At 54.6% G+C, this 22,953-nt stretch carries 22 protein-coding genes; 13 read left to right on the top strand and 9 right to left on the bottom strand.

The annotated features are described in order from the left end of the window. Nucleotides 1-45: 45 nt before the first annotated feature. From NST08_RS22435 to NST08_RS22420, 4 genes are read right to left on the bottom strand one after another with little or no spacing between them, the layout of a single operon-like run. Nucleotides 46-1,155 (bottom strand): YheC/YheD family endospore coat-associated protein, encoded by a 1,110-nt coding sequence (locus NST08_RS22435; RefSeq protein ID WP_007127387.1) that lies wholly within the window; start codon nt 1,153-1,155, stop codon nt 46-48. Beyond that, nucleotides 1,152-2,525, bottom strand: a complete 1,374-nt coding sequence (locus NST08_RS22430) for a YheC/YheD family endospore coat-associated protein (RefSeq protein ID WP_210094380.1) — start codon at nt 2,523-2,525, stop codon at nt 1,152-1,154. Before NST08_RS22430 ends, NST08_RS22435 begins: the two co-directional genes overlap by 4 nt. After that, nucleotides 2,522-3,667 (bottom strand): YheC/YheD family endospore coat-associated protein, encoded by a 1,146-nt coding sequence (locus tag NST08_RS22425; RefSeq protein ID WP_210094379.1) that lies wholly within the window; start codon nt 3,665-3,667, stop codon nt 2,522-2,524. The genes NST08_RS22430 and NST08_RS22425 overlap by 4 nt, the downstream gene beginning before the upstream one ends. 12 nt (nt 3,668-3,679) lie before the next feature. Further along, on the bottom strand, nt 3,680-5,068 hold the full coding sequence (locus NST08_RS22420; protein WP_034272224.1) for a YheC/YheD family endospore coat-associated protein: 1,389 nt from the start codon (nt 5,066-5,068) through the stop codon (nt 3,680-3,682). Nucleotides 5,069-5,206: 138 nt separating this feature from the next. On the opposite strand from NST08_RS22420, the gene NST08_RS22415 reads away from it, so the two are divergent. The 3 genes from NST08_RS22415 to NST08_RS22405 all read left to right on the top strand — a co-directional run bounded on the left by NST08_RS22415 (nt 5,207) and on the right by NST08_RS22405 (nt 7,196). Then, entirely contained in the window at nt 5,207-6,373 is a 1,167-nt protein-coding gene (locus NST08_RS22415; protein ID WP_210094378.1) for a DUF445 domain-containing protein, read from the top strand. 71 nt (nt 6,374-6,444) lie between these two features. Then, nucleotides 6,445-6,792, top strand: a complete 348-nt coding sequence (locus NST08_RS22410; RefSeq protein WP_007127392.1) for a YlbF family regulator — start codon at nt 6,445-6,447, stop codon at nt 6,790-6,792. 116 nt (nt 6,793-6,908) lie between these two features. After that, nucleotides 6,909-7,196, top strand: a complete 288-nt coding sequence (locus NST08_RS22405) for a hypothetical protein (protein ID WP_007127393.1) — start codon at nt 6,909-6,911, stop codon at nt 7,194-7,196. A gap of 98 nt (nt 7,197-7,294) precedes the next feature. Here the strand turns inward: NST08_RS22405 and NST08_RS22400 are convergent, their stop codons facing one another. Then, nucleotides 7,295-7,513 carry a hypothetical protein gene (locus tag NST08_RS22400; protein ID WP_340899619.1) on the bottom strand — a complete coding sequence of 73 codons (219 nt, stop codon included), beginning with the start codon at nt 7,511-7,513 and terminating at the stop codon, nt 7,295-7,297. Nucleotides 7,514-7,638: 125 nt separating this feature from the next. On the opposite strand from NST08_RS22400, the gene NST08_RS22395 reads away from it, so the two are divergent. Next, nucleotides 7,639-8,973 carry a DRTGG domain-containing protein gene (locus NST08_RS22395; RefSeq protein WP_007127394.1) on the top strand — a complete coding sequence of 445 codons (1,335 nt, stop codon included), beginning with the start codon at nt 7,639-7,641 and terminating at the stop codon, nt 8,971-8,973. Between the two features lie 225 nt (nt 8,974-9,198). Here the strand turns inward: NST08_RS22395 and NST08_RS22390 are convergent, their stop codons facing one another. The 3 genes from NST08_RS22390 to NST08_RS22380 form a co-directional block, all read right to left on the bottom strand. Beyond that, the gene (locus NST08_RS22390; RefSeq protein ID WP_007127395.1) at nt 9,199-9,510 is read right to left on the bottom strand and encodes a YtpI family protein; all 312 of its coding nucleotides are present in this window, start codon (nt 9,508-9,510) and stop codon (nt 9,199-9,201) included. An 82-nt stretch (nt 9,511-9,592) separates the two neighbouring features. Then, nucleotides 9,593-10,096: a hypothetical protein gene (locus NST08_RS22385; protein ID WP_028403866.1), complete on the bottom strand. Its 504-nt coding sequence runs from the start codon at nt 10,094-10,096 to the stop codon at nt 9,593-9,595. Between the two features lie 3 nt (nt 10,097-10,099). Further along, a complete protein-coding gene (locus NST08_RS22380) occupies nt 10,100-10,426 on the bottom strand; it encodes a YtrH family sporulation protein (RefSeq protein WP_007127397.1) in 327 nt (108 codons plus the stop codon). Between the two features lie 186 nt (nt 10,427-10,612). On the opposite strand from NST08_RS22380, the gene NST08_RS22375 reads away from it, so the two are divergent. From NST08_RS22375 to NST08_RS22340, 8 genes are all read left to right on the top strand, one after another. Continuing rightward, nucleotides 10,613-14,344, top strand: coding sequence for a DNA polymerase III subunit alpha (locus NST08_RS22375; protein WP_341342312.1), 3,732 nt, complete (start codon nt 10,613-10,615; stop codon nt 14,342-14,344). A 152-nt stretch (nt 14,345-14,496) separates the two neighbouring features. Continuing rightward, nucleotides 14,497-14,994 (top strand): phosphatidylglycerophosphatase A family protein, encoded by a 498-nt coding sequence (locus tag NST08_RS22370; protein ID WP_007127399.1) that lies wholly within the window; start codon nt 14,497-14,499, stop codon nt 14,992-14,994. 154 nt (nt 14,995-15,148) lie between these two features. Beyond that, the gene (locus NST08_RS22365) at nt 15,149-15,337 is read left to right on the top strand and encodes a hypothetical protein (RefSeq protein WP_007127400.1); all 189 of its coding nucleotides are present in this window, start codon (nt 15,149-15,151) and stop codon (nt 15,335-15,337) included. 91 nt (nt 15,338-15,428) lie between these two features. After that, the gene (gene accD / locus NST08_RS22360) at nt 15,429-16,322 is read left to right on the top strand and encodes an acetyl-CoA carboxylase, carboxyltransferase subunit beta (protein ID WP_341342311.1); all 894 of its coding nucleotides are present in this window, start codon (nt 15,429-15,431) and stop codon (nt 16,320-16,322) included. Beyond that, nucleotides 16,322-17,305 (top strand): acetyl-CoA carboxylase carboxyltransferase subunit alpha, encoded by a 984-nt coding sequence (locus NST08_RS22355; protein WP_341342310.1) that lies wholly within the window; start codon nt 16,322-16,324, stop codon nt 17,303-17,305. Before accD ends, NST08_RS22355 begins: the two co-directional genes overlap by 1 nt. Before the next feature lie 114 nt (nt 17,306-17,419). Further along, complete coding sequence (gene pyk, locus NST08_RS22350) at nt 17,420-18,847, top strand: pyruvate kinase (RefSeq protein WP_007127403.1); 1,428 nt, start codon at nt 17,420-17,422, stop codon at nt 18,845-18,847. Between the two features lie 117 nt (nt 18,848-18,964). Beyond that, nucleotides 18,965-19,504 carry an acyl-CoA thioesterase gene (locus tag NST08_RS22345; protein WP_341342309.1) on the top strand — a complete coding sequence of 180 codons (540 nt, stop codon included), beginning with the start codon at nt 18,965-18,967 and terminating at the stop codon, nt 19,502-19,504. Nucleotides 19,505-19,508: 4 nt separating this feature from the next. Continuing rightward, nucleotides 19,509-19,901, top strand: coding sequence for an FxsA family protein (locus NST08_RS22340; protein ID WP_007127405.1), 393 nt, complete (start codon nt 19,509-19,511; stop codon nt 19,899-19,901). Between the two features lie 315 nt (nt 19,902-20,216). Here NST08_RS22340 and ytvI read toward each other — a convergent pair whose 3' ends face one another. Beyond that, on the bottom strand, nt 20,217-21,335 hold the full coding sequence (ytvI, locus tag NST08_RS22335; protein WP_028403871.1) for a sporulation integral membrane protein YtvI: 1,119 nt from the start codon (nt 21,333-21,335) through the stop codon (nt 20,217-20,219). Between the two features lie 413 nt (nt 21,336-21,748). Between ytvI and citZ the strand changes: the two genes are divergently transcribed. Further along, nucleotides 21,749-22,861: a citrate synthase gene (gene citZ, locus NST08_RS22330; RefSeq protein ID WP_028403872.1), complete on the top strand. Its 1,113-nt coding sequence runs from the start codon at nt 21,749-21,751 to the stop codon at nt 22,859-22,861. Nucleotides 22,862-22,953: the final 92 nt, after the last annotated feature.

Below are 22,953 nucleotides of genomic sequence, written 5' to 3'. Positions count from 1 at the left end.
GATCCCTCCTTTCGTGGAATCGCCGATTGGTCCGGCGAACCGGACCTATCGTTGATTGATTAGATAGCTGGAGTACTGGAATATTCGCTCCAGCGATTTTTTGCGAATGGCAGGCTCATCAAACTTCATCGGTCTTGAGTTGGCTTCGAAGAACCAGAGGATGCCGTCGCTGTCGATGCCCAGGTCCATAGACATTTCGCCATGTGCATAGCCGGAGCATTTTTCGATTTGCCTAGCGATATGCAGGGCGGCTTTACGGACTTCGCCCAGGATCGTTTCGGCCTGCTCCTGGCCGAATACGATCGGCAGCAGCTTCTCGGGGTCCTCAATCGTTCCTCCGCGCGGAACATGGGTGGTAATGCTCTTGGCGCCGGCCATGCGGGCGCCGATTCCGGTTACAGCCCAATTGCCGGACTCCGTCTTCTGGACGAGTATGCGCAGATCGAATGCCCGGCCGTGCACCTGTGCAAGCTCGATGCCCTGCTGGATCAGATACGAGCTTCCCTTCGTTTCTTGATAGATCCGGTTCCACAGCCGCTCGATGGAGGCTGCCTTGTAGGTCGTGCTGTTCTTGTGGTTTTGAATCTGGATGCGGTAAGGGAGCGGGCGGTTTTTCTGGAATCGTACGCTCATGATGCCTTGCCCGGCCTTGCCGTCCTCCGGCTTCAGATACAGATAGGGCTTTCTCCGGATCATCTCATGCAGCGTGGGGAATCCTTTGAGACGTTTGGTGAGCGGCGTCCATTGCTTGGTCAGGCGCGATTTGTTCAGCCATGAGAACAGCCGCCACTTATTGAAGAAGTACGGATTGTAGAGGTCGATTCGCGGATGCTGCTGGATCTCCTTGATTTTTCGCCGTACCCATGGAAGAGCTTCGTCGTCGCGGTTGGGAATCCGATTATAAATGACCTGGGGCAGAGGACATAGCTTCTGCTCCCAGGATTGATCGGCGCTGTTGAACATATAGCCTTTAACTGTCGGGGACTGAAGCTTGAGATCACGCACGGTCACGACATAGACCAGAAAGCCCATATCTCTGCCGGTCTTGATGATTTCTTGAAAGTTCTGACGGTTGCCCCTGAACAGGTTCTGCGGATCATGCATGGTCAGTATCGCTACGACCGGTTTCCCATCTCCTTCAAGTCGACTGGTCACGAGTCATTCCCCCTGTGAAATCCGGCCAGATGCATACTGTACTCCATCACATGATCAACCGACGCTCTGCCTTCTCCCTTGAGCGCAGGATGATTGAAGATCGATCTGCCCGGCTTGGAATTCGCCTCAAACATCCATATTTTCCCGCTGTCATCAATCCCGATATCAAATCCGATTTCACCCAGCAGATGAGCGTGGTGGTTTTCAATAGCCTCCGACATGGCAATCGATGCTTCTTTGGCCCGTTCAAGCACTTCATTCGCTTTTGAACCGAAGGCTCGGGAGAGCGCTTGCTCCGGGGTCAGCAGGGAGCCGCCGTTTTTGATATGCGTCGTCACGCTGCCTCTTCCCGCTTTCTTGGCTCCAATCCCGACAGGGGTCCAGCGGTTTCTGCCGTTTTTATGCATATGGAACCGGAAATCGATCGGGCAGCCGTCGATTTCGATCAGCCGGATTCCCTGCTGGATCACGTAGCTCTTCAGCTTGGACCCGTGCTTGGATTGAAGCATCCGCATCAGGCTGCCGAAGCTCGGAAACTTTAGCAGCGTATTGCCGCCGTTGCCGTGGTATCTGGCGTAATATCCCTTTTTCGGGAGATAGGTTAAGCGGTAAATGCCAAGGCCCAGGCTGCCGGCGGACGGCTTGTAGTAAACGAAATGATGGCGCTCCATCATATCCTTGATCCGCTCCGGGCTCGGATTGTTATAGGTTTCCGGCAAATATTTGCCGGCCTGCACGTCGCCGTCCAGCTTTGAATAGATATCGGATTTATTAAAGAAGCACCAATTGAAGAATTTGATATTCCGTTTGAGGAACCGGTCTCTTAATTGATTGGTAAAGGGCGAAAAGTCGGTTTTTCGGCTTGGAAGCCGGTTATAAACAACATCCGGCAGCGGCACCGTTTTACGGACAAAGCCGCCGCCCGTGCCCAGCATATAGCCCTGCACGGTATTTCGCTGCCAATTGATGTCCCGCGGGGTGAAGGCATATACGAACACCTTCTTGTTGCCCTCCCGCAGAAGCTGGCGGATATACGAGGTGCGGGCACCGAAGGGATTGGAAGGATTGTGAGGGCCGTCGGACAGCACGCCGACCACCGGGCCGAGCTCGACTTCTCCGTCGCGCGGTGAATGGATATAGACCGGCCCGGACCTCGGTACATGGAGACTGTTCCGCGTGCCGGCACTCACATAGATATGCTTTCCCGATCGGTCAATCGGCTTCACCACCGCGTTCACCGAGTCGGTGCCGATGCGGAGCCTGATCGTTTTCCTGCTCGAGAGCCCCAAACTTTTCATTAAGGAACCGGACAAAAAGACGACTTTTTCGGGCTGCTGCGAGAAATGAATATTACCGAAATTCAAACTCATGTATTTACCCTCCTAAGTTGTCGAAGCAATAAATAACGGGCATATTGAATCGGATGTTCGACGGACCGCCGGGCGGCCTTGGAATCCCCTGTCAGCACGAATGCGCGCCGGCCCGGCTTGGAATTTGCCTCAAGGATCCACACCTTTCCCCGGGTATCCACCCCGAAATCGATCCCGAGCTCTCCAAGCCGGCCGAAGCCTTCCTCAAGAAGAGGGGGAATCCGGGCGGACAAATTCCAGATGGTGTCCATAATCGCCCGCGCCTTCTCTTCACCGAATTCGGATATTAGATAAGGAAGGGCCGGATAGGCTGTGCCGCCTCCATGTAGGTTGGAGGTCATTCCTTGCTCGGCGCCTTGGCGAACCGCAATGCCCGTTATGGACCAGATGCCCCGGTCATTTTTTTGAACGAGTGACCGGACGTCAAAGGGGTTCCCGTCTTGGTTATGAAGCTGCAGGTAGGGTTGAATGATAAACCTGCGCCTTCCGGTAAAGCTTCTCACCCAGGTGTTCAGCTCCTGTGCCGGAATGGTCTGCCGGAATATCGTATTGCTTCGGTCTCTTCCTTGCAGCAAGGCGGTATGGTTCTCTTTCAAGGATATATATAATGAATGGCGCCCATGGGAGCCTCCACTGGGCTTCATAAAGATGCTGCCGTTCAGCGCAAGCAGAGCTCTGCTTAGCGAATCGGCCCCGGTATAACGGATCGTTGCCGGCAAATGAGGCCTCAGCAATGGGGAGCGCTTGAGCAGCTGATGCACCTTCGCCTTGCCCGGCAATCCGCGTGACCATAGTTTGGACCCCTGCTGCAACAATCGGCTGATCCATTCGCCGGCGGCTGCCGATTCTTGGCCGCTGCCGTGCAGGCAACGGTCATAAATGACGTCAGGCAGCGGGAAGCTTCCGCTGATCCAGCCGTCGTCCGGATGGAAGCGGTAGCCCTTGATGCTGACTGCCCGGTTGCCGGCGGCCTGAGCAAGCGGAAGGCCGGCGTCCTCATCCGGACAAAAAACAAATACCTTCATTCCGAGCTTCTCCGCTGCCAAGCTGAGTTCCCTTAAATAATGCTTCTCGGCAAAGGGAGGCGAGCCCGGTCTGCGGCATACCATGACACCGATGGTGCCGTTTATGCTAGAAGACATAGGTTTCTCCTTTTAAAAGCCCGTCAAGTATTGACAGTATTGAACAAGGCGGACGGCCGAGGGCCTTACCTTGGAGGTGGCGCTCAGCGGAGCGTTCTCGCTTTTGGAGGGCTTGGAATTGACCTCCAGCAGCCAAATCTGCCCTTTCGTATCGATCGCCAGATCGATGCCCAGCTCTCCGAAGTGGTACGGGAGCGCCGCCTCTAATCCGTTGGCGATGTCAAGAGCCGCCCTGTTCATTCTGGCGGGCGCGGTCTGCTTCAGTGATTGCGGGATGCCGCTCATCGCCAGCGCATCCTTAACGGGGGATAATGTGCCGCCCCGGGCAAGGTTGGAGACAAAATGATTGCCGCCCGCAATGCGCGCGACGACGGAAGTAACCGCCCATTTTCCGCTTTTGTCTTTGTGGACAAGTGCCCGGAAATCGACATTGCGGCGATTGATTCGGATCAGATCCAGCCCCTGCTGGATCTGGTAACGCGTTTTTTTAATTTTGCCGGATAAGCTGCGGAACAGCTTGGAAAGCGAGGAGTAGGAGTGTTTACTGATCCCTTCAAGGGAGGTGGTCATCGTCTGATAGGTGCCGTTCCCTAAGCGGGTAATCCGAATAATTCCTTTGCCAAGGCTTCCCCGAACCGGTTTGAGGAAGACAGTCTGATAAGCGTTGCACATTTTTTTGAGCATCGAGTAGCCGCCGAGCAAATAGGATTCAGGTAAATATTTTTGCAGCTTCGGGTCAGGTGCAAGCGCCTCGAAGACATCGGATTTATCCAGGAACTTTTCATTGAAGATATGTGTCCCGAATCGCGATTTTACTTCTCTCATAAAATGCTGTACGCTAGGACTGTTCTCCAGTTTGCGGGTAGACAGCCGGTTATTGATGACGTCAGGAGCCGGAACGGTTACCTTTTTCCAACCATCATGATAGGAAACGGCTTCGAGCGTGGAAGGGTTGGTACCGATCATGTCAGGGGTGAAAAAGTACACATAAGCGCCCAGCTTTTTGCAGGCGTTTACCATTTCCAGGCAGAAGGAAGAGATCGATCCGAACGGTTTGGCGGGGTCATCTGGCTGATAGCGGCTGACCATGACGCCGATAAGCGGACCGAGCCTCAGTATTCTTTCCGCGGGGAAGTACTTGACACTCATGAAGGAGCTTGGAAGAAGTCCGGATTTGTTGAATAACGTAGGGTTCAGGCGAAGCGACTTGGATTTTCCTCCCGGACTGACGCGTATTTCCTGCTTGAAGGAGCCGAAAGCAAGCTGTATCGGTGCATCTGTTGGAATTCGGAGCTGTCTAATAAGCCGGTCCCCCAGCTTGATATCGTTCTCCGGCAGCCCGGCTGAATGGATCAGCGATATCGTGGTTCTGGTGCGGGACATGGATTTCGATTTGGACATCTTGGATCTCCTTCCGACAAACAACTGGATGTCTAGGTGAACAGACGAAGACTTCATCTGATCATTTGCATGTAATGCATCATATGAGGACATATATCCCTTGGTGATTGTACTGCTCGTGAAAAAGGAGTGTAGGAAATGCCGAACTGGCTGTTTATTTTGGTGAACGTGGGGGTCGCTGCATTCGTCGGCGGCATCACGAACCACTTTGCGATCAAAATGCTGTTTCACCCGCGCAAAGAGGTCACCTTTCTGGGCCGCCGCCTGCCCTTCACCCCGGGACTGATTCCGAAGCGGAAGGATGAAATCGCCGAATCGCTAGGATATGTGGTCTCGGATTATCTCGTGACCAGCGAAGGCCTGCAGGAATTTATCCGCAAGCCGGCATTCCGCGGCAAGGTTGAGGAGGCAATCAGCCGTAAGCTTCAGGAATGGAACGGCTCGGAGGACAGCATTCACGAATTGGCGCTGAAGGTATGGAGCGCGGAGGAATGGGAGGAGCTCAAGCTTCGGGCGGAGCAGGCCGCTCGCAGACTGACGGCCAAGGGAGCGGCTGCGGTCTGGCAGGAGTATAGGCTGCATGAGAAGCCGCTGAAGACGCTGATTCCCGGCTGGTCGAAGGAAACATTGGAAGGCTGGGGCGAAAAGGCGGCCGATATCGTGCTGAAGGAGCTTGGGAGTACGCTGATGTCAGCCGAAGGCCAGCGCATGCTGACTAAAATGGCTTCATCCTTAATGGATAAAGCCGGCGGTTTTCTCGGCACTATGGCAGCGATCTTCGTAGATGAGGAGAAGATGGTGCAGAAGCTGACGCCCATGCTCATTCAACAGCTGGAGAGCGAGAAGGTCCGCGAGGCGGTAGCGGACATGATCGCAAGGAAGCTGGCGGAATACGGAGAGATGCCGCTTGGCGAGCTGATCGAACAGGCTGCGGGTGAGCCCGGCTTAGCCTTGATCAGCCGCAGACTGGATGAGAGCCTGCCTTGGTCCGAATGGCTCGAGCGGCTGGGGCAGCTGCGCCTGGCTACGATCATCGGCCCGCGAATGCCGGCAATTGAAGCAGTGCTGCCGGGCTTATTGGATAAAGGGCTCCGGTTCCTCGAGCGCAGTATTCCGGTAGCGATGAAGGCGGTGAATCTTCCGCAGCTCGTTCAAGAGCAGGTGCAGAAATTTCCCGTCGAACGGCTGGAGCAGGTCATTCTCAGCGTATCCGGGCGGGAATTCCGGGCGATTACTTGGCTGGGGGTCCTCCTTGGCGGATTCATCGGGTTGTTTCAATCGCTGCTGACGATGCTCTGGAGGTAAGGAATCGGCAAGTAAGCAATGCGAATCTTTAGGCGGTGAATAGACCGCCATATATTTGGAGGGAATCGAACATGAATATTTATGATAAAGCGCATGATTTGGCAAAAGCGATGAAAGAAAGCCAGGAGGTCCAGGAGATTACGGCAGCGATGAAGCTGGTGGAGGCAGACCCTGACAGCAAGCGGATGCTGGATGATTTCCGCCAGCGGCAAATGGAGATGCAGCAGCGCATGATGTCCGGCGATATGCCGTCGCAGGACGAAATGGAGAAGATGGAGAAGTCGTTCGAGGTGCTGAGCTTGAATCTGAACATCCGCCGCCTCTTCGATGCGGAGCGGCGCCTGAGCATCATCATCGAGGATGTAAACAAGATCATTTCGGACAGCCTGGCGCATTTGTACGCCCCGAATCAAGCCTGAGCCGATCCGTTTTTTGCGAATCCTCGAAAAAAACTGAAAACTTGTCTCATAAATCGCAGCTTCTCCTCATAGAGTAGAAATATAGATTTCAAGAGTAGAGGAGCTGCGAAACGTCCATGAAAAAGAAGAGAAACAAATTCAAGCACACGGCGTACCTGCTGATAGCACTCGGCATGCTTGTATACGCCCTTCCCAGCATTTCGTTCTCCGGAGGGTTCTCATGGGTATCTCTGTTCGGCGCGGTTTGGGCCGGGTTCGCCCTGCTTGTCATCGCCTCGCATTTGTATTACCTGATCGGCGTTGATGAAGCGAAGCAGAAGGCGCTTGACGAGATCCGCAAGGAGAAGATGCGGCAGTGGGAGCTGAAATGGCCGGAGGAGCAAAAGGGCCAGGAAGCCAATTAAGCCGCAGAAGCGGTCAGCCGGGCGGGAACTTGCGGGCTTTGAGGACTGCAATCGACGACCGTTGAACAAAAAAATGAAAAGAACTCCCCTGTACGGTGTTACGATGCATTTGGCATGCTTTGCTCCGGCAGGGGAGTTTTTTTGTGCGTTGCGAAGCGTTTGCCGCGACGATATGTATCCTGAGCACATGCGATCATGTCAAAACGCCACACACGCAACCGAGGCTGTCGTCTTGCAACGTTGACTGCTGCAAAGGCAAGCAGCCGTTCCGGTTCGGAATGCCGCGAAAAAATGGAGGGCATAGTTTCCGGCAGCATGACAAACCTCCCGGAAATCGCATGGTAAAGCCTTGCGATTATGTTATACACCTAGTTATGTTTAGGCTGCACCCGTGATATAATAGATACAGTATGGTACAGATAGGGACTAGGGGGTATAACAGTTGAACGCACGTGATGATACGATTACCAAGCATGAGCAGCTGGTTCAACATATTGAAAGCCTGAAGATCGGAAGTAAAATTTCCGTTCGCCGGCTGGCCAAAGAGATGGGCGTTAGCGAAGGGACCGCCTATCGGGCGGTGAAAGAGGCGGAGAGCCTTGGGATCGTTGTCACGAAGGAGAGAATCGGCACCGTTCGCGTCGAGCGCAAGCCCCGGAACATTTCCGAGCAGCTGACCTTCGCCGATGTGGTGGAAATTGTGGAAGGCCACGTCCTCGGCGGCGCACAGGGCCTGAACAAAAGCCTGCACAAATACGTGATCGGCGCCATGAAGGTGGAGGCGATGATCCGATATATCGATGCCGGAAGCCTGATGATTGTCGGCAACCGGGAGGACGCCCACTCCCTTGCACTGGAACAGGGGGCAGGGGTGCTGATTACCGGCGGGTTCGGAACGAGCCGTGAGGTCAAGCAGCTGGCGGATCAGCTGGACCTGCCGATCATTTCCTCCCGGCATGATACCTTTACCGTAGCCTCGATGATCAATCGCGCTATTTTCGACCGGTTAATCAAGAAAAAAATCATGCTGGTTGAAGACATCGCTTTGGAAAAGCCGAGAAACCATCAGCTGAAAAACTCAGTGACCGTGAAGGAGTTTAAACGGATCACGCAGGAAACGGGCCAGAACCGCTATCCGGTCACGGATGAGTGGAACCGGGTGATCGGCATTGTCGGGGTTCGGGACGTTGAAGGCATGGCGGACACGCAGCCGATCGAGAAGGCGATGACGCGGAATCCGGTGACAGCCGGCATGAAAACGTCGCTTGCATCGGCCGCCCAGATCATGATGTGGGAAGGCATCGATTTTCTGCCGATCGTGGACAAAAACCGCAAGCTAATTGCCACGGTCACCCGCAAGGAGGTGCTCGGCGCGCTCCGTGATGCGCGAAACCAGCCTCAGCTCGGGGAGACGTTCGATCAGCTGATCTGGAACGGCATTGCGGAGGACCGGGATGAGGAAGGACATCTGTTCTTCCACGGTTTCATTACGCCCCAGATGGCGACGGATCTGGGTACGATTTCGCAAGGAGTGCTGACGACGGTGATGAGTCAAGCTGCCGTCAAGGCTGCTAAAGATATCAGCGGCTGGGATTACGTCCTGGATCATCTGTCCACGTATTTCCTCCGGCCGGTCCAGATCGAGGATCCGATTCTGATTATGCCGAAGCTGCTGGAGATCAGCCGCAAAACGTGCAAGATGGAGGTTGAAATCCAGCACCAGTCCAGTACGATCGCCAAGGCGGTCATGACGATGCAAGCGATTGATCATGGATAGGAAAAAGGATCGCGTATAGGAAAGCACGGATAAGAAAGCTATACGATCGCGGCAGGAAAGGCTAATGAACCGGCGGCGTACGGAAACATTCGGGAGAGTGGAAGCAGTAAAAGGGCATCTCGCAGGTTAAATCAACCTTCGGGATGCCCTTATTGATGTACAAGCAGGTCAAGCATGTGTAGAAGCTGCCTGGCTTGCGGTGGGATATACTAGGCTACACGGCCATCAGCCTTCGGCGCGTGCTTTCCTCAATCTGCTGTAATAGGACCGGCTTCGGATTCCGGCAAAAAGGTTAAAGGCGCCGAGCACCATAAACGCCGCTTCGACGATGACGGCCGGGGTCGATCCCCTGAACAGGAACATGCAGACGAGCGACAGCGAGACGAGCATAATGCCCATGTACAGATTCATCATGGCCATATGGAAGCCGCGGTCGGCCGGATCGGCAACGCGCCGGGCCCGAATGCTGTACAGCGCGGCGGCGATGACGGACAGCACCAGGATGATGAACAGGGCATAACGGATAACGGTTATCATGGAAAAGCTCCTTTTTGGTTCACAACATGTCCGCTTGGAACGCAGCATGTCGATCCGATTCAATCTTGGCAACGATATTGTATCATGATCCGGTCGACTTTGCATCCACGGGGGTGACGGTGAACCAGATCTGAAGCACGCCATCCACAACGAGCATGGTTCGGATCTGAACCTTGTAATCCTTCTCTCTGACGGTATAAATCTTGTCATTGAGCAGGGAGCGGGTAAGCTTGCTATCCGTGTCGATATCGAAGACGCTGCGTCCGCGAAGCACCGCAAGATCCTCCGACATCAGCTTGACGATCTCTTTCGAAATCAGTGGATCGAGCGGCGCGCTCACATTCTCCTCGCTTCGGATTTTAATTTCCCGAATGACGGTGGTCTGCTTGTTGTACTTTTTTAACGTCGCGATATCATCCTCATATTGGGTGATCTGAAGCTGCTGGGCTAGATTCGTCTCCCACAGCTTATTGTAGGCTGCATGATACAGGGAGTTGTAGACGATGCTGCCGACGATCATCCCCAGCACGAAGATGGAAGCGGCTTGATAGAAAGGGCGGAATCGGTGGGGAGGAGGCACTCGCATAGGCTACCCCTTGTTCGAGCACACCCATTTGACCAGCTCGCTGCCCATATGTGCTCCGAGAAATGCAAAGCATAGATATAGAATCTGCTTGATCGCAGGCGAAAGATTGCCTCCGAGCATGTTGCTCTCAATAACCCGCATCGGATCGATGGTGCCCCCGATTGCCGCGGCCAACGCCCATATTTTGATTCGGTCGGCGATCTCCATCATCGTATGGGTCGGGGGCTGAAGGGACAGGACGGCACCTATGCCTCCTACCATGGCTCCTCCCAGCACGATGCCGAAGGCTATGAAAAAGTCAAGAATCGCCTTGGATAAAAACACGCCCATACTCTTTATCCCCTTTCTTCTCGTGGCGGTGCTGCCGCCACTTGCGACTGCCTGTCCGCAGGCGCTCTAGTTTCATTATATGGGCGGGCCTTGTGGGATTATGATAAAATGATATAAGGACTTTTTTATGAACATGATCTGTTTGTTCGATTGATATAAATGAACCGGCGAAAGGAAGGCGTTACGATGAGCTCTTTCGTGCATTTGCACGTGCATAGTGAATACAGTTTGCTCGATGGAGCGGCACGTATCGGCGACCTGGTGCGGGAAGCTGCGGAGCTTGGAATGAAGTCGCTGGCGCTGACGGATCATGGCGTCATGTACGGCGCGATTCCGTTCTACAAAGCTTGTCTGGCCCACGGCATCAAGCCGATCATCGGCTGCGAGGCATACATCACGGCAGGCTCCCGCAAAGAGCGGGGAAGCCGGAAGGATCAGCCGATCTATCACCTGATTCTTCTGGCCAAGAACGATATCGGTTACCGCAATCTGATGAAGCTGTGCTCCATCGGCCATCTGGAAGGTTATCATTACAGACCGCGCATCGATATGGAGGCGCTGGCAGCCCATCATGAAGGCATTATCTGTCTGAGCGCTTGTCTAGGCGGGGAAGTGCCGCAGCATCTGCTGCATGGGCGGGAAGCGGAGGCCAGGGCGGCTGCGCTTCGCTACCAGGCTATTTTCGGAGACGATTTCTATCTGGAGCTTCAAGACCACGGGCTGCCGGAGCAGAAGCGGGTCAATCCGCAGCTGATCGCGCTAAGCCGCGAAACGGGCATTCCGCTTGCGGCTACGAACGATGTTCACTATTTGACGCAGGACGATGCCGAGGTGCAGGATGTGCTGATCTGCATCGGCACAGGCAAGACGGTGGAGGATGAGGACCGGCTGCGGATCCCGACAAGCCAGCTGTATTTGAAGGACGGCCGGGAGATGGAGCGGCTGTTCCCGCATGTGCCTGAAGCGATCGCCAATACGGCCCGAATTGCGGATCAATGCAGCCTTGAGCTGGAATTCGGAAAATCCATTTTGCCGGAGTACCGTTCCCTCCCGGAAGGGACAAGCTCGGCCGAATATTTAAGGCAGCTGTGCGAGAACGGGCTCCGGGACCGGTACGAGAATACCGAACGCTGGCAGTCCCCCGAGCTTAAGGAGCAGCTGGAGTTGCGTCTGAGCTATGAGCTGGACGTGATCGAAAGAATGGGCTTCAGCGATTATTTTCTGATCGTGTGGGATTTCATCGCATATGCGCATCGTCAAGGCATCGCGGTCGGACCGGGCAGGGGCTCCTCCGCGGGCAGCCTTGTCGCTTATACACTCCGGATCACGAACGTCGATCCGATGAAGTATAAATTGTTGTTTGAACGGTTTCTGAATCCCGAGCGTGTCACGATGCCGGATATCGATATCGACTTCAGCGACGAGCGGCGGGATGAAGTTATCGATTATGTGGTGAACAAATACGGCCGGGAGCATGTCGCCCAGATCATTACGTTCGGTACGATGGCAGCGCGTGCGGCTGTACGCGATGTGGGGCGCGCGCTCAACGTGCCGTTCGGCGACGTGGATAGAGCGGCCAAGCTGATCCCGAACCATCTGGGCATCAGCATTGCCAAAGCGATGGAGCAAAGTCCGCAGCTGAAGGAGCAATACGAGACAAGACCGAAGGTGCGCGAGCTGATCGACATGGCGATGAAGGTCGAGGGAATGCCCCGCCATGCCTCTACGCATGCGGCTGGCGTCGTCATTTCCCGCGATCCGCTTACCGATGCCGTTCCGCTTCAGGAGGGCAGCGAGCGGACCGCGCTGACGCAGTATTCCATGGAGCATCTAGAAAGCGTCGGACTGCTCAAGATGGATTTTCTCGGCCTGCGCACCCTCTCCATTATTGAACGGACGCTAAAGTGGATCCAGGAGCATCAGGAGGAGGCCCTGGACCTGACGCAGGTGCCGGACGACGATCCGCTTACGTATGAAATGCTCGGCAAAGGCGAGACAACGGGCGTGTTCCAGCTGGAATCCGCCGGCATGCGCCGGGTCCTGAAGGAACTGAAGCCTTCGGCCTTCGAGGATATCGTGTCCGTAAACGCTTTGTACCGTCCGGGTCCGATGGAGTTTATTCCGAAATACATTCAGGCCAAGCACGGCCGGATCGAGGTGGAGTATCCGCATCCGGATCTGATCCCGATCCTCGGCGATACGTACGGGATTATCGTGTACCAGGAGCAGATCATGCAGATTGCCTCAAGCATGGCGGGCTTTACGCTCGGGGAGGCGGATTTGCTCCGCCGGGCCGTGTCGAAGAAGAAACGCGAGGTGCTGGACCGGGAGCGGAGCCATTTCGTCGCAGGCAGCCTCAAGATGGGATACGGCGAGGACGACGCTAACCGCGTGTACGATATGATCGTGCGTTTCGCGGATTACGGCTTCCCTCGGGCGCATGCGGCGGCGTACGGCGTGCTCGCTTTTCAGACGGCCTATCTGAAGGCGCACTACCCGGTTCAATTCATGGCTTCGATGCTGACGGCCGTCATGGGCAGCCACCGGAAGGTAGCCGAATACGTGCTCGAAGCGCGGCGGATGGGCATCGAGGTGCTGCCGCCGGATGTCAATGAGAGCGGGACCTATTTCACGCCGGTGCCGGTGTCCGCAGGATCGGCAGGCGCGGAGCGCGGGCCGGAATCGGCGGAGCATTCCGCAGGGAGTATCCGCTTCGGGCTGGCCGCGATTAAGAACGTCGGCACCCAAGCGGTCGAGAACATTGCCGCCATCCGCAAAGAGAAGCCCTTCGAGAGCCTGCTGGACTTCTGCCGCCGCGTCGATCTTCGCGTATGCAATAAACGCGTGATCGAATCGCTCATTCAAGCCGGGGCGTTCGATTCCCTGCCGGGCCACCGCTCCCAGCTCGTCGCGATGCTTGACGAAACCGTGGAAGCGGCCGTCAAGTGGCGCAAGGAACGCGATGACCTGCAGATTCAGCTGTTCGACTTCGTCGAGACGCCGAACTGGGATATCGAATATCCCGATATTGCGCCATATTCTCAAGGCCAGCAGCTTGAATTCGAGCGGGAGCTGCTCGGGATGTATCTGTCTGGGCATCCGCTCGACGGATTCGACGAGATTCTGGAGGAGACCGGGGCGGACCGGCTGATGGAGCTGCACGAAGCGCAGGATGAATCGATGGCAGCTGTAGCCGGCATGGTGGTCTCCCTGAAGACCATCACGACGAAGCAAGGGAAGGCGATGGCCTTCATGGAGTGCGAGGATCAGATCGAGCGCTGCGAAGTGGTGCTGTTTCCGGAAGTGTGGAAGCGAAGCGCGCACCTGATCGAGAAGGGGGCCCTGCTGGCCATTCGCGCCAAGGTGCAGCTGCAGGATGAGGGCTTCAAGCTGCTTGCCGAAGAGGTGGCGCCGCTTGAAGCCGGGACGCTGCGGCAGCTGGTGCAGCGCAGCAAGGTCCGCGCGGCAGGCGGCGGACGAAGCCGTCCGCAGTCGACCTCCGGCGGCGGCATGCCCCGGCGAGAGGCTGCTGCCGGGCCGCCGGCCCCGGAAGCGCCGAGCCGCCGGCCAGGCCCTTCCGCTGCAGGGGGAGCCCCGCGGCAGGAGGCGGGCGCATCACCGGCGACGGCGAAGCCCCGCGAGGCTGCGAAGCGAGCCGCCCTGCCGGACCGGCCGAGCCCGTCAACACCCGAGCAGCGGGTCTTTATCAAGATCAGCCGGGAGGCCGAGAAGCCGGAGCTGCTGGTGAAGCTGAAAGAGCTGCTGCAGCGGCATCCGGGACCCTTGGCGACCGTGCTGTTTTACGAGCGAAGCCAGAAGGTGCTGGCCTTGAGCGACGCCTATCGAATCGATCTATCCGATGAGCTGCGTACCGAAATGGTAAGCATGCTGGGCGAAGATACCGTAAAGGTTCGATGAGCCTCAAAAAATAAGAACGTTTCATATCCCTCCCGCATACAATTAGGACACTACAGCAAAGTGGCCGAGTACTCCCTGGAAGTGATCCGGGCACAGGATTTTGCTCATCCACCTATGGAGCTATCGGCTGATCGTAAGCGGGAGGGATTATTATGTCACTGGACTTGGCAGAGAGCATGCTAAGCCGCAGGGGGGTCAGCATTACCGCCATTGCGGACATCGTATTTCAGCTGCAGCAGCGGTATCATCCGGGATTAACGCTGGAACAGTGCGAGGACAGCGTCCGCGCCGTTCTTGGCAAGAGAGAAGTGCAGTATACGCTGTTTACGGGGATTGCGCTCGATGAATTGGCGGAGAGAAAGCTGCTGCCGCAGCCTCTGCAATCGATCATGGAGAACGACGAGCCGCTGTACGGGGTCGATGAAACGATGGCGCTCGGGGTCACCAGCATTTATGGAATGATCGGGTTGACAAGTTTCGGATATTTGGATAAAGAAAAAATTGGCGTTATTGAAATATTGAATGAAAAAATGGATGGAATTCATGTGTTTCTCGACGATTTGGTGGCAGGCATCGCAGCAGCGGCGTCCTCGCGGATCGCGCATAACAATCCCGATGCGGCAAGCTATTCCGCGAGTTCTGACGAATGACCGCGAGCCCTGTCGTTTAAGGGTCGACGACCGGTCAGGCCGCTTTTCAGCCCCCTGCTCTCTTTGTTGAGGTAAAAACTGAAGTATGTTATCATTATCCATTATATCGGCTCAGGATATGCCTGTGGAACGAGATTAGGGGGATCTGAAAGGCATGTGGACGGTTATCTATATTGCGCCAACTGCAAAGGTGGCGGAAATGATCCAAACCAGGCTGACGGAAGAAGGTTTTTTGGTTAAAAGCCGTCCTGTGAATTTATCCAAACAGCAGTTTGAAATATTGGTACCCTCCGGAGAGCTTGAGGAAGTACAGGAAGTGTTGAATTCGATATTGCACCCATAGGATATATGGGCTACATAGCGAAGCATGTGTACGGATCGGCGAAGTGTTATCTACGGCGGCCATTCAAATTTAGGGCTGAAGAGGTGTAGTTGTGTTCAAAGACTTATTTCAGAAAAAAAGGAAATACGCAACGATCCCATCAGAGCGACTTGGGACGGCAGGGCAGCCTCAGGAAGGCGAACGCCCGAAACGTGAAATTCCGGAAGGCCTGATGAACAAATGTGCCAAGTGCGGCACGATTCAATACAGTAAAGAGCTTGAGAAGAATCTGAAGGTGTGTCAGGAATGCGGCCATCATATGCGTCTGAACGCGTTAGAGCGGATCGGCATGACGCTGGATGAGACAGGCTTCGAGGAGTTCGACGCCGAAATGATATCCGTGGACCCGCTGAAGTTTCCGGGCTATGCGGCCAAGCTGGAGCAGCAGACGATGAAATCTGGTCTTCGGGACGCGGTCGTAACCGGCCAGGGAACCATTCTGGGACATCCGGTCGTGGTGGCTGTAATGAGCTTTGATTTTTTCACGGGCAGCATGGGATCGGTCGTAGGGGAGAAAATTACCCGGGCGATCGAGATCGCAACGGACAAGCGTCTGCCTCTGATCATCTTCTCGACGTCCGGCGGAGCCCGGATGCAGGAGAGCATTCTGAGCTTAATGCAAATGGCCAAGACGAGTGCAGCTCTGGCGAGATTCAATGAGCAGGGCGGGCTGTATATTTCCGTTATTACGGATCCGACCACCGGCGGCGTATCCGCAAGCTTTGCAACGCTTGGCGATATTAATATCGCTGAACCGGGAGCCGTATTCGGCTTTGCCGGCCGTATCGTTATCGAACAGACCATTCGCCAGAAGCTGCCGGATGATTTCCAGACGGCGGAGTTCAATTTGGCGCATGGTCAGCTTGACATGGTTATTCATCGGAAAGACATGCGTTCCATGCTGGGCAAGCTGCTGGAGATGCATGCTGTGAAAGGGGGATTCTAATGTCAGGCGCACTGCCTTTTGAAACGCCTCTTGCAGAAATGCGCAAGAAGATTGAAGAATTGAAACAGTTCGGTCAAGAAAAAGGGATTGATTTCACGGATGAAATCGCCCGTCTTGAAGAACGATATAGCCGATTGGAGGAAGAAATTTATTCCTCGATATCCCCGTCACAAAAAATGCATCTGGCCCGCCATCAGCAGCGGCCGACATCGCTTGATTTGATCCAGCTTATCTTTACGGATTTCATCGAGCTGCACGGCGATCGGCTGTACGGAGACGATCTGGCGGTCGTGGGGGGACTTGCGAAGCTGAACGGCGTGCCGGTTACGGTGCTGGGCCAGCAGCGGGGCAAGGATACGAAGGACAATATCGCCCGATTCTTCGGAAGTCCGCATCCGGAGGGCTTCCGCAAAGCGCTGCGGCTCATGCAGCAGGCGAACAAGTTCAATCGTCCGATTATCACTTTCATTGATACGAAAGGCGCATATCCGGGTAATACAGCTGAAGAGAGAGGCCAGTCCGAGGCGATTGCCCGCAATCTGCGGGAAATGTCGACATTCGGCGTGCCAATTGTTTGTGTGGTCATCGGCGAAGGTGGAAGCGGCGGTGCTCTTGCGATGGCCGTAGGTAACCGTGTCCTCATGCTCGAGCATGCGATCTACTCGGTAATCTCGCCGAACGGCGCCGCTTCCATTCTGTGGAAGGACGCTTCCAAGGCTGACCAGGCGGCCGAGGCGATGAAGATTACGGCACAGGACCTGCTGGAGATGGAAGTGATTGAAGAGATCATTCCGGAGCCCAAGGGCGGTGCCCATCGCAATTACGAGGAGACGGCCAGCGCGATCCAAAGCGCCCTGATTCGGCATTTGACCGAGCTGTCTGCGATGGATGCTTGCGAATTGAAGGAAGACCGGTACCGGAAGTTCCGTAAAATCGGCGAATTCGATTTCGCAAAAACCGAGCAGCAGGACGCCATCATGTAAATGTTTGCAAGTTTGACGATATGACAAAGTTCCTATACAAATGAAGCTTTTTGTAGTAAATTTAGTTGTTGGAAAAAGAGATATAGAGAACCTTGAAAAACGGAGGAAACCCAAATGCGCAAAACTAAAATTGTATGTACCATCGGTCCTTCCAGTGAATCGTTGGAAAACACCAAGAAGCTCATTATGGCCGGCATGAACGTGGCTCGCCTGAACTTCTCCCACGGTGACTTCGAGGAGCACGGCAACCGGATCAAAAATATCCGCCAGGCTTGCGAAGAACTGAACAAAACGGTAGCGATCCTGCTTGATACCAAAGGACCGGAAATCCGTACCGGTAAGCTTGAAGTGGAACCGATTGAGCTTGTACAGGATGAGTACATCACCCTTACGACCGAGGAAATCCTCGGCGACAAGAATCGGATTTCCATTACGTACAAAGAGCTGCCGAATGACGTTCAGGTTGGATCCACGATCCTCATCGACGACGGTCTGATCGGTCTGACCGTTGTAGAAATTCAGGGCACGGAAATCCGCTGCCGCGTCGTCAACGGCGGCACCATTAAGAGCAAAAAAGGTGTGAACGTACCTGGAGTCGCGATCTCTCTTCCAGGCATTACGGAAAAGGACGCGAGCGACATCGTATTCGGGATCGAACAGGGCATCGATTTTATTGCGGCTTCCTTCGTTCGCAAAGCAAGCGACGTGCTTGAAATTCGCGAGCTGCTCAAGAAGCACAACGCCGAGCACATTCAGATCATCTCGAAGATCGAGAACCAGCAAGGCGTTGACAATCTGGATGAGATTCTGGAAGTATCCGACGGCTTGATGGTTGCCCGCGGCGACCTCGGTGTCGAAATTCCGGCTGAAGAAGTACCGCTTGTTCAGAAGCGCATGATCGAGAAATGTAATCTTGCAGGCAAGCCGGTCATTACCGCTACGCAAATGCTGGATTCCATGCAGCGCAACCCTCGTCCTACCCGTGCGGAAGCTAGTGACGTGGCGAATGCGATCTTCGACGGCACGGATGCCATCATGCTGTCCGGTGAAACGGCTGCCGGTAAATATCCGGTCGAATCCGTTCTGACCATGTCCCGCATTGCCGAGAAAGCGGAATCCGCGCTGAACTACCGCGAAATGTTCCTGAAGCAGCGCATCGCGCAAGAAACCAGCGTAACGGAAGCGATCAGCCAATCGGTTGCCATCTCCGCGCTGGATCTGAACGCCAAGGCGATCATTTCGTCCACGGAATCCGGCCAAACGGCGCGCATGGTATCCAAATACCGTCCGCAGGCGCCGATCATTGCCGTAACGACACAGGACAGAACGCTGAGACGCCTCGCTCTGACTTGGGGCGTAACGCCGGTTAAAGGCGAGCTGGCTACGTCGACAGACGAAATGTTTGATTACGCTTTGCAGGGCGGTGTGAAATCCGGCCTGGTGAAGGAAGGCGATCTGGTTGTGATTACGGCAGGGGTACCGCTTGGCCGTTCCGGCTCGACCAACCTGCTCAAAGTAGATTCAATTCCTGCGCAGAAATAGTTCCTTACAGAAATATTCATATTCAGGATCCCTTAGGGAGTCTAACGATAGCCGCGTTAGAAGCAATGGACGATTTTCGAGCCATTGCTTCTTTTGCATAGAGAGGGGGTGTGCATATTGACGAAAGGCTCCATATCCAAGCTCAGCCGCTGGTTTCACACATCCTTCCGGGTGCGCTATCAGGAAACCGACCAAATGGGCGTCGTCTATCACGCGAATTACTTGAACTGGTTTGAGATCGGCCGCACCGAAATGATCCGGGAGCTGGGATTTTCCTACCGGGAGATGGAGGAGGCAGGCGCCTTGCTGCCGGTTGTCGATCTGGACGTAAAATATCATCAGCCTGCCCGCTATGATGATCAGGTAACCGTATTTACCCGGATGATTGATTTCTCGCCTCTTCGAATACATTATGAGTATGAGGTTCGAAGAATGTCCGACGAGGTGCCGTCCGATCGGGATGCCGGCACGATGACCGGAAGGGTGCCGTCCGATCCGGATGACGCCACGATGATGGCGCTGCCCGGCGAGCTGTTGACTTCGGGCACAACCCGCCACGTATGGTTAAATCGCGAATGGAAGCCGTCCAGACTGGATAAAAACGTGCCAAAGCTGTATGATGCATTGAAGGACACCCTTTTGGGGAGGAAGGAGTAGCATCATGATGAAATGGGTACTGGCGGCGGTCATTTTCGTACCGGCGATCGAAATATTCGGCTTCTCATTCGTAGCGGAGCGGGTCGGCGGCATGAACACCCTGCTGCTGACGCTGCTGACCTCGGCCATTGGCGTCGCCATGATGAGGTTTGAGGGACGGAAGGCGATGGAGGACGCAAGGCAGAGGATGAATGCGGGGATGGTTCCCGGTTCCACCATGGCCGATGGCCTGTGCATTTTCCTCGGCGGTCTGCTGCTGATCCTCCCGGGATTTGTGACGGATATCATCGGCTTTACCCTCGTATTTCCTTTAACCCGTCCGCTTTACAGGCTTTTGCTCCTTGCGTGGATGAAGAAAAATATGAAGAACGGCAAAATCACGATTTTTCGCAGATAAATGAACAGGGGTCGATCCCTTCCGTAGATGCTGTTGCTCTACAGGGGGAACGGCCCCTGTTGTTCTTATATCCTTTATGGCGGTTGCTGCGAATAATTTGAATAGGCCTGATACCGCGCCGCTCGCTAATGGTATGGCGGTTCAGCGACGCTGCCACCGTACCTCCGTGGACACCGCCATCGCGACTGACATCGCCACCACTATCGCTATCGCAACCGCTACCGAATAAGGATCGATTCCTGCATCATCGGCTCAATCATGGCCTTTTTTTCGCTATGCTGCGGTATGATTTGGCTTGCTGGCTCACGAGTGGCTTCATCGGAAACGTCCGCCGATAATATAATTTCGCAAGTCTCTAAAGACATGGGCTCTATGGAATGCATCCAGGATGACAAGGGCAATCGGGCCGATAATCAGCCCAAGAATGCCGAACAGCTTGAGCCCGATAAACATCCCGAGCAGCGCCGCGAGCGGGTCCAAGCCGACACTGCTGGCAAGCACCTTCGGCTCCAGAATCTGGCGCACCACGAGGATGACGCTGTACAGGACCGTAAGTCCAATGCCGAGCGTAAGATCGTCGGACATAAAGGCATACAGGGACCAGGGAATCAGGACGATGCCGACACCGAGGTATGGCAGCAGATCGATGAAGCCGATCAGCAGCCCGATGGTGAATGCGGACTTAACGCCGAGCGCATACAGCGTGATGATCACGATGCAGGCAGTGATGGAGATGAGAATGAGCTGGGCCCTCGCAAACCCGAACAGCGCTTTTTTCAGATCCGAGAAGATGTAGGCCATAGGCTTGCGGATCACGTCAGGAACGAATCGAAGGATGGCCCGGTTATGACGCTCCCAGCTGTTGCTGAGGAAGAAGGTGGACATGAGGACCACGATCAGGATCGTTCCCATATTCGGCAGCGAATAGATAATTTGCAGGATTCCGTTAAAAATGCCGGTGATCAAGCCCGTCACGGCATTTCCGATCGTCTCGGTCGTTCTGCTTATATTTTGGTTAATGGTGTCATGATAATTGGGGTTATTCTGGTAGAAAAGACTAATCTCATTCACAATATTTTGAAAGCTGTCGCTGCGCGTCCAGCCGGTGATCCATTCCATCCACGAGTCGATATGCAGGTCGAACGATTGGGACAGCGTGATCAGCTCTTTCACCAGACGGGTAACTGCAGCCGTCAGGATCAGCATCGCCGCTCCGAAATAGACGATGATGGACAGCGTGACCGCAATGAAGCGCGGCAGCTTGACCTTTCGCTGGAGCACGTTAACCAGCGGGTTCATGGCGTAGGCGATGATCCAGGCCAGCAGGAAGGGATAGAGAAGGGGCAGCAATACATAAATCAGGTAGACCGTGATGAAGAGAGCGGACAGAACCCACACTCCCCGGCCGATCCGTTTGAGCAGTATTCGTTCCAAATATATGAACCTCCTTTCCAGGCTTGTCAGCAGACAAGCGGACCCGTACACATTTATAGGTATGCAAGGAGGAGAAGGTTTTAGGCTAGGAAGTTTCGAATTCAATAAACCCCGGCGGATCGCCGCTTTTTATCCCGATTCTTTTCAAAATTCGACAATGACAAAATTCACAGTTATAATGGAATTGTAAGTGATTTCAAAAAAAAGTTTATGGTGTCGATAAAACATTTTGATGCGGCGAATGTCTCCGCTCTTGTTCACATATCAGACAAAATCCAGTATGATATGAGAAGGTTTTATGACAAGGACCATAGCATTTTTTTTGCGTGTTCTTTTTTATCCGACTTCATGAAAATGTTTTCATGAATGTCAAAATAGTACCGTTTATCCCGATCATAAAGGAGAGATGATGCATGACAGCTACTAAGGGTTTGGAAGGCATTGTAGCTACCACTTCTTCGATTAGTTCGATCGTCGACGGCGTTCTGACTTATCGGGGATATAATATTGACGATCTCGCAGAGCATGCAAGCTTTGAAGAAGTGGCTTATCTGCTCTGGTTCGGCAAGCTCCCGAATGCGGAGGAACTGAAGGCGCTGAAGCAGGACCTCAGCGATTATGCCGCAATTCCGGATGAGCTCATCCAGCAGATCAAGTTGTATCCGAAGGACGCCAACACGATGGCATCGCTCCGCTCGGCGGTTTCCGCGCTTGCGCTGTATGACGAAGCCGGCGACGATATGAGCCGTGAAGCGAACGAGAAGAAAGCGGTTAAACTGCAGGCGCAGCTCCCGACGATCGTCGCTGCAATCGCGCGGGTTCGTCAAGGCAAGGAACCGGTCGCGCCGAAAGCCGGCGTATCCGTGGCCGAGAACTTCCTGTATATGCTCAGAGGCGAACAGCCTGACGAAACGTCGATCAAGGCCCTGGATCAAGCGCTCGTGCTCCATGCCGATCATGAGCTTAACGCTTCAACCTTTGCGGCCCGTGTAACCGTAGCCACGCTGTCGGACATTTATTCGGGCGTTACCTCCGCGATTGGCGCTTTGAAGGGGCCTCTGCATGGCGGCGCGAATGAAGCCGTTGCCAAAATGCTGAATGAAGTCGGCTCCATCGACCGGGCGAAGGCTTACATCCAGGAGAAGCTGGACAACCGTGAGAAGATCATGGGCTTCGGTCACCGCGTTTACAAGAACGGAGACCCTCGTGCGAAGCATCTTCAGAAGATGTCGCGTGAGCTCGGAGAAATGAAGGGCGACACATCCCTGTACGACATGTCCGTCGTGATCGACGAAACGGTAACGAGCCAGAAGGGATTGAAGCCGAACGTCGATTTCTATTCCGCATCGGTTTATACCCAGCTTGGCATCGAGCAGGAGCTGTTCACGCCGATCTTTGCCATCAGCCGCGTGTCGGGATGGACAGCGCATATTCTTGAGCAGTATGAAGGCAACCGGATCATCCGTCCGCGTGCCGAGTACACCGGCCTTACCGATCAGAAATATGTGCCGGTAGAGCTTCGCTAACTTGCAGGAAATCATGTACAATAGGCATAGAGAACCGCTCAAACGCGAGTTGATCGCCTTAAGGCGGAGTTCTCTTTGCCTATTCGTCCGGT

The sequence above is a fragment of the Paenibacillus sp. FSL K6-1566 genome (assembly GCF_038050475.1).
Lineage (GTDB): Bacteria > Bacillota > Bacilli > Paenibacillales > Paenibacillaceae > Paenibacillus_AQ > Paenibacillus_AQ lactis.
The sequence above is the reverse complement of the archived record's forward strand: the minus strand, read 5'-3'. Positions and strand labels throughout refer to the sequence as shown.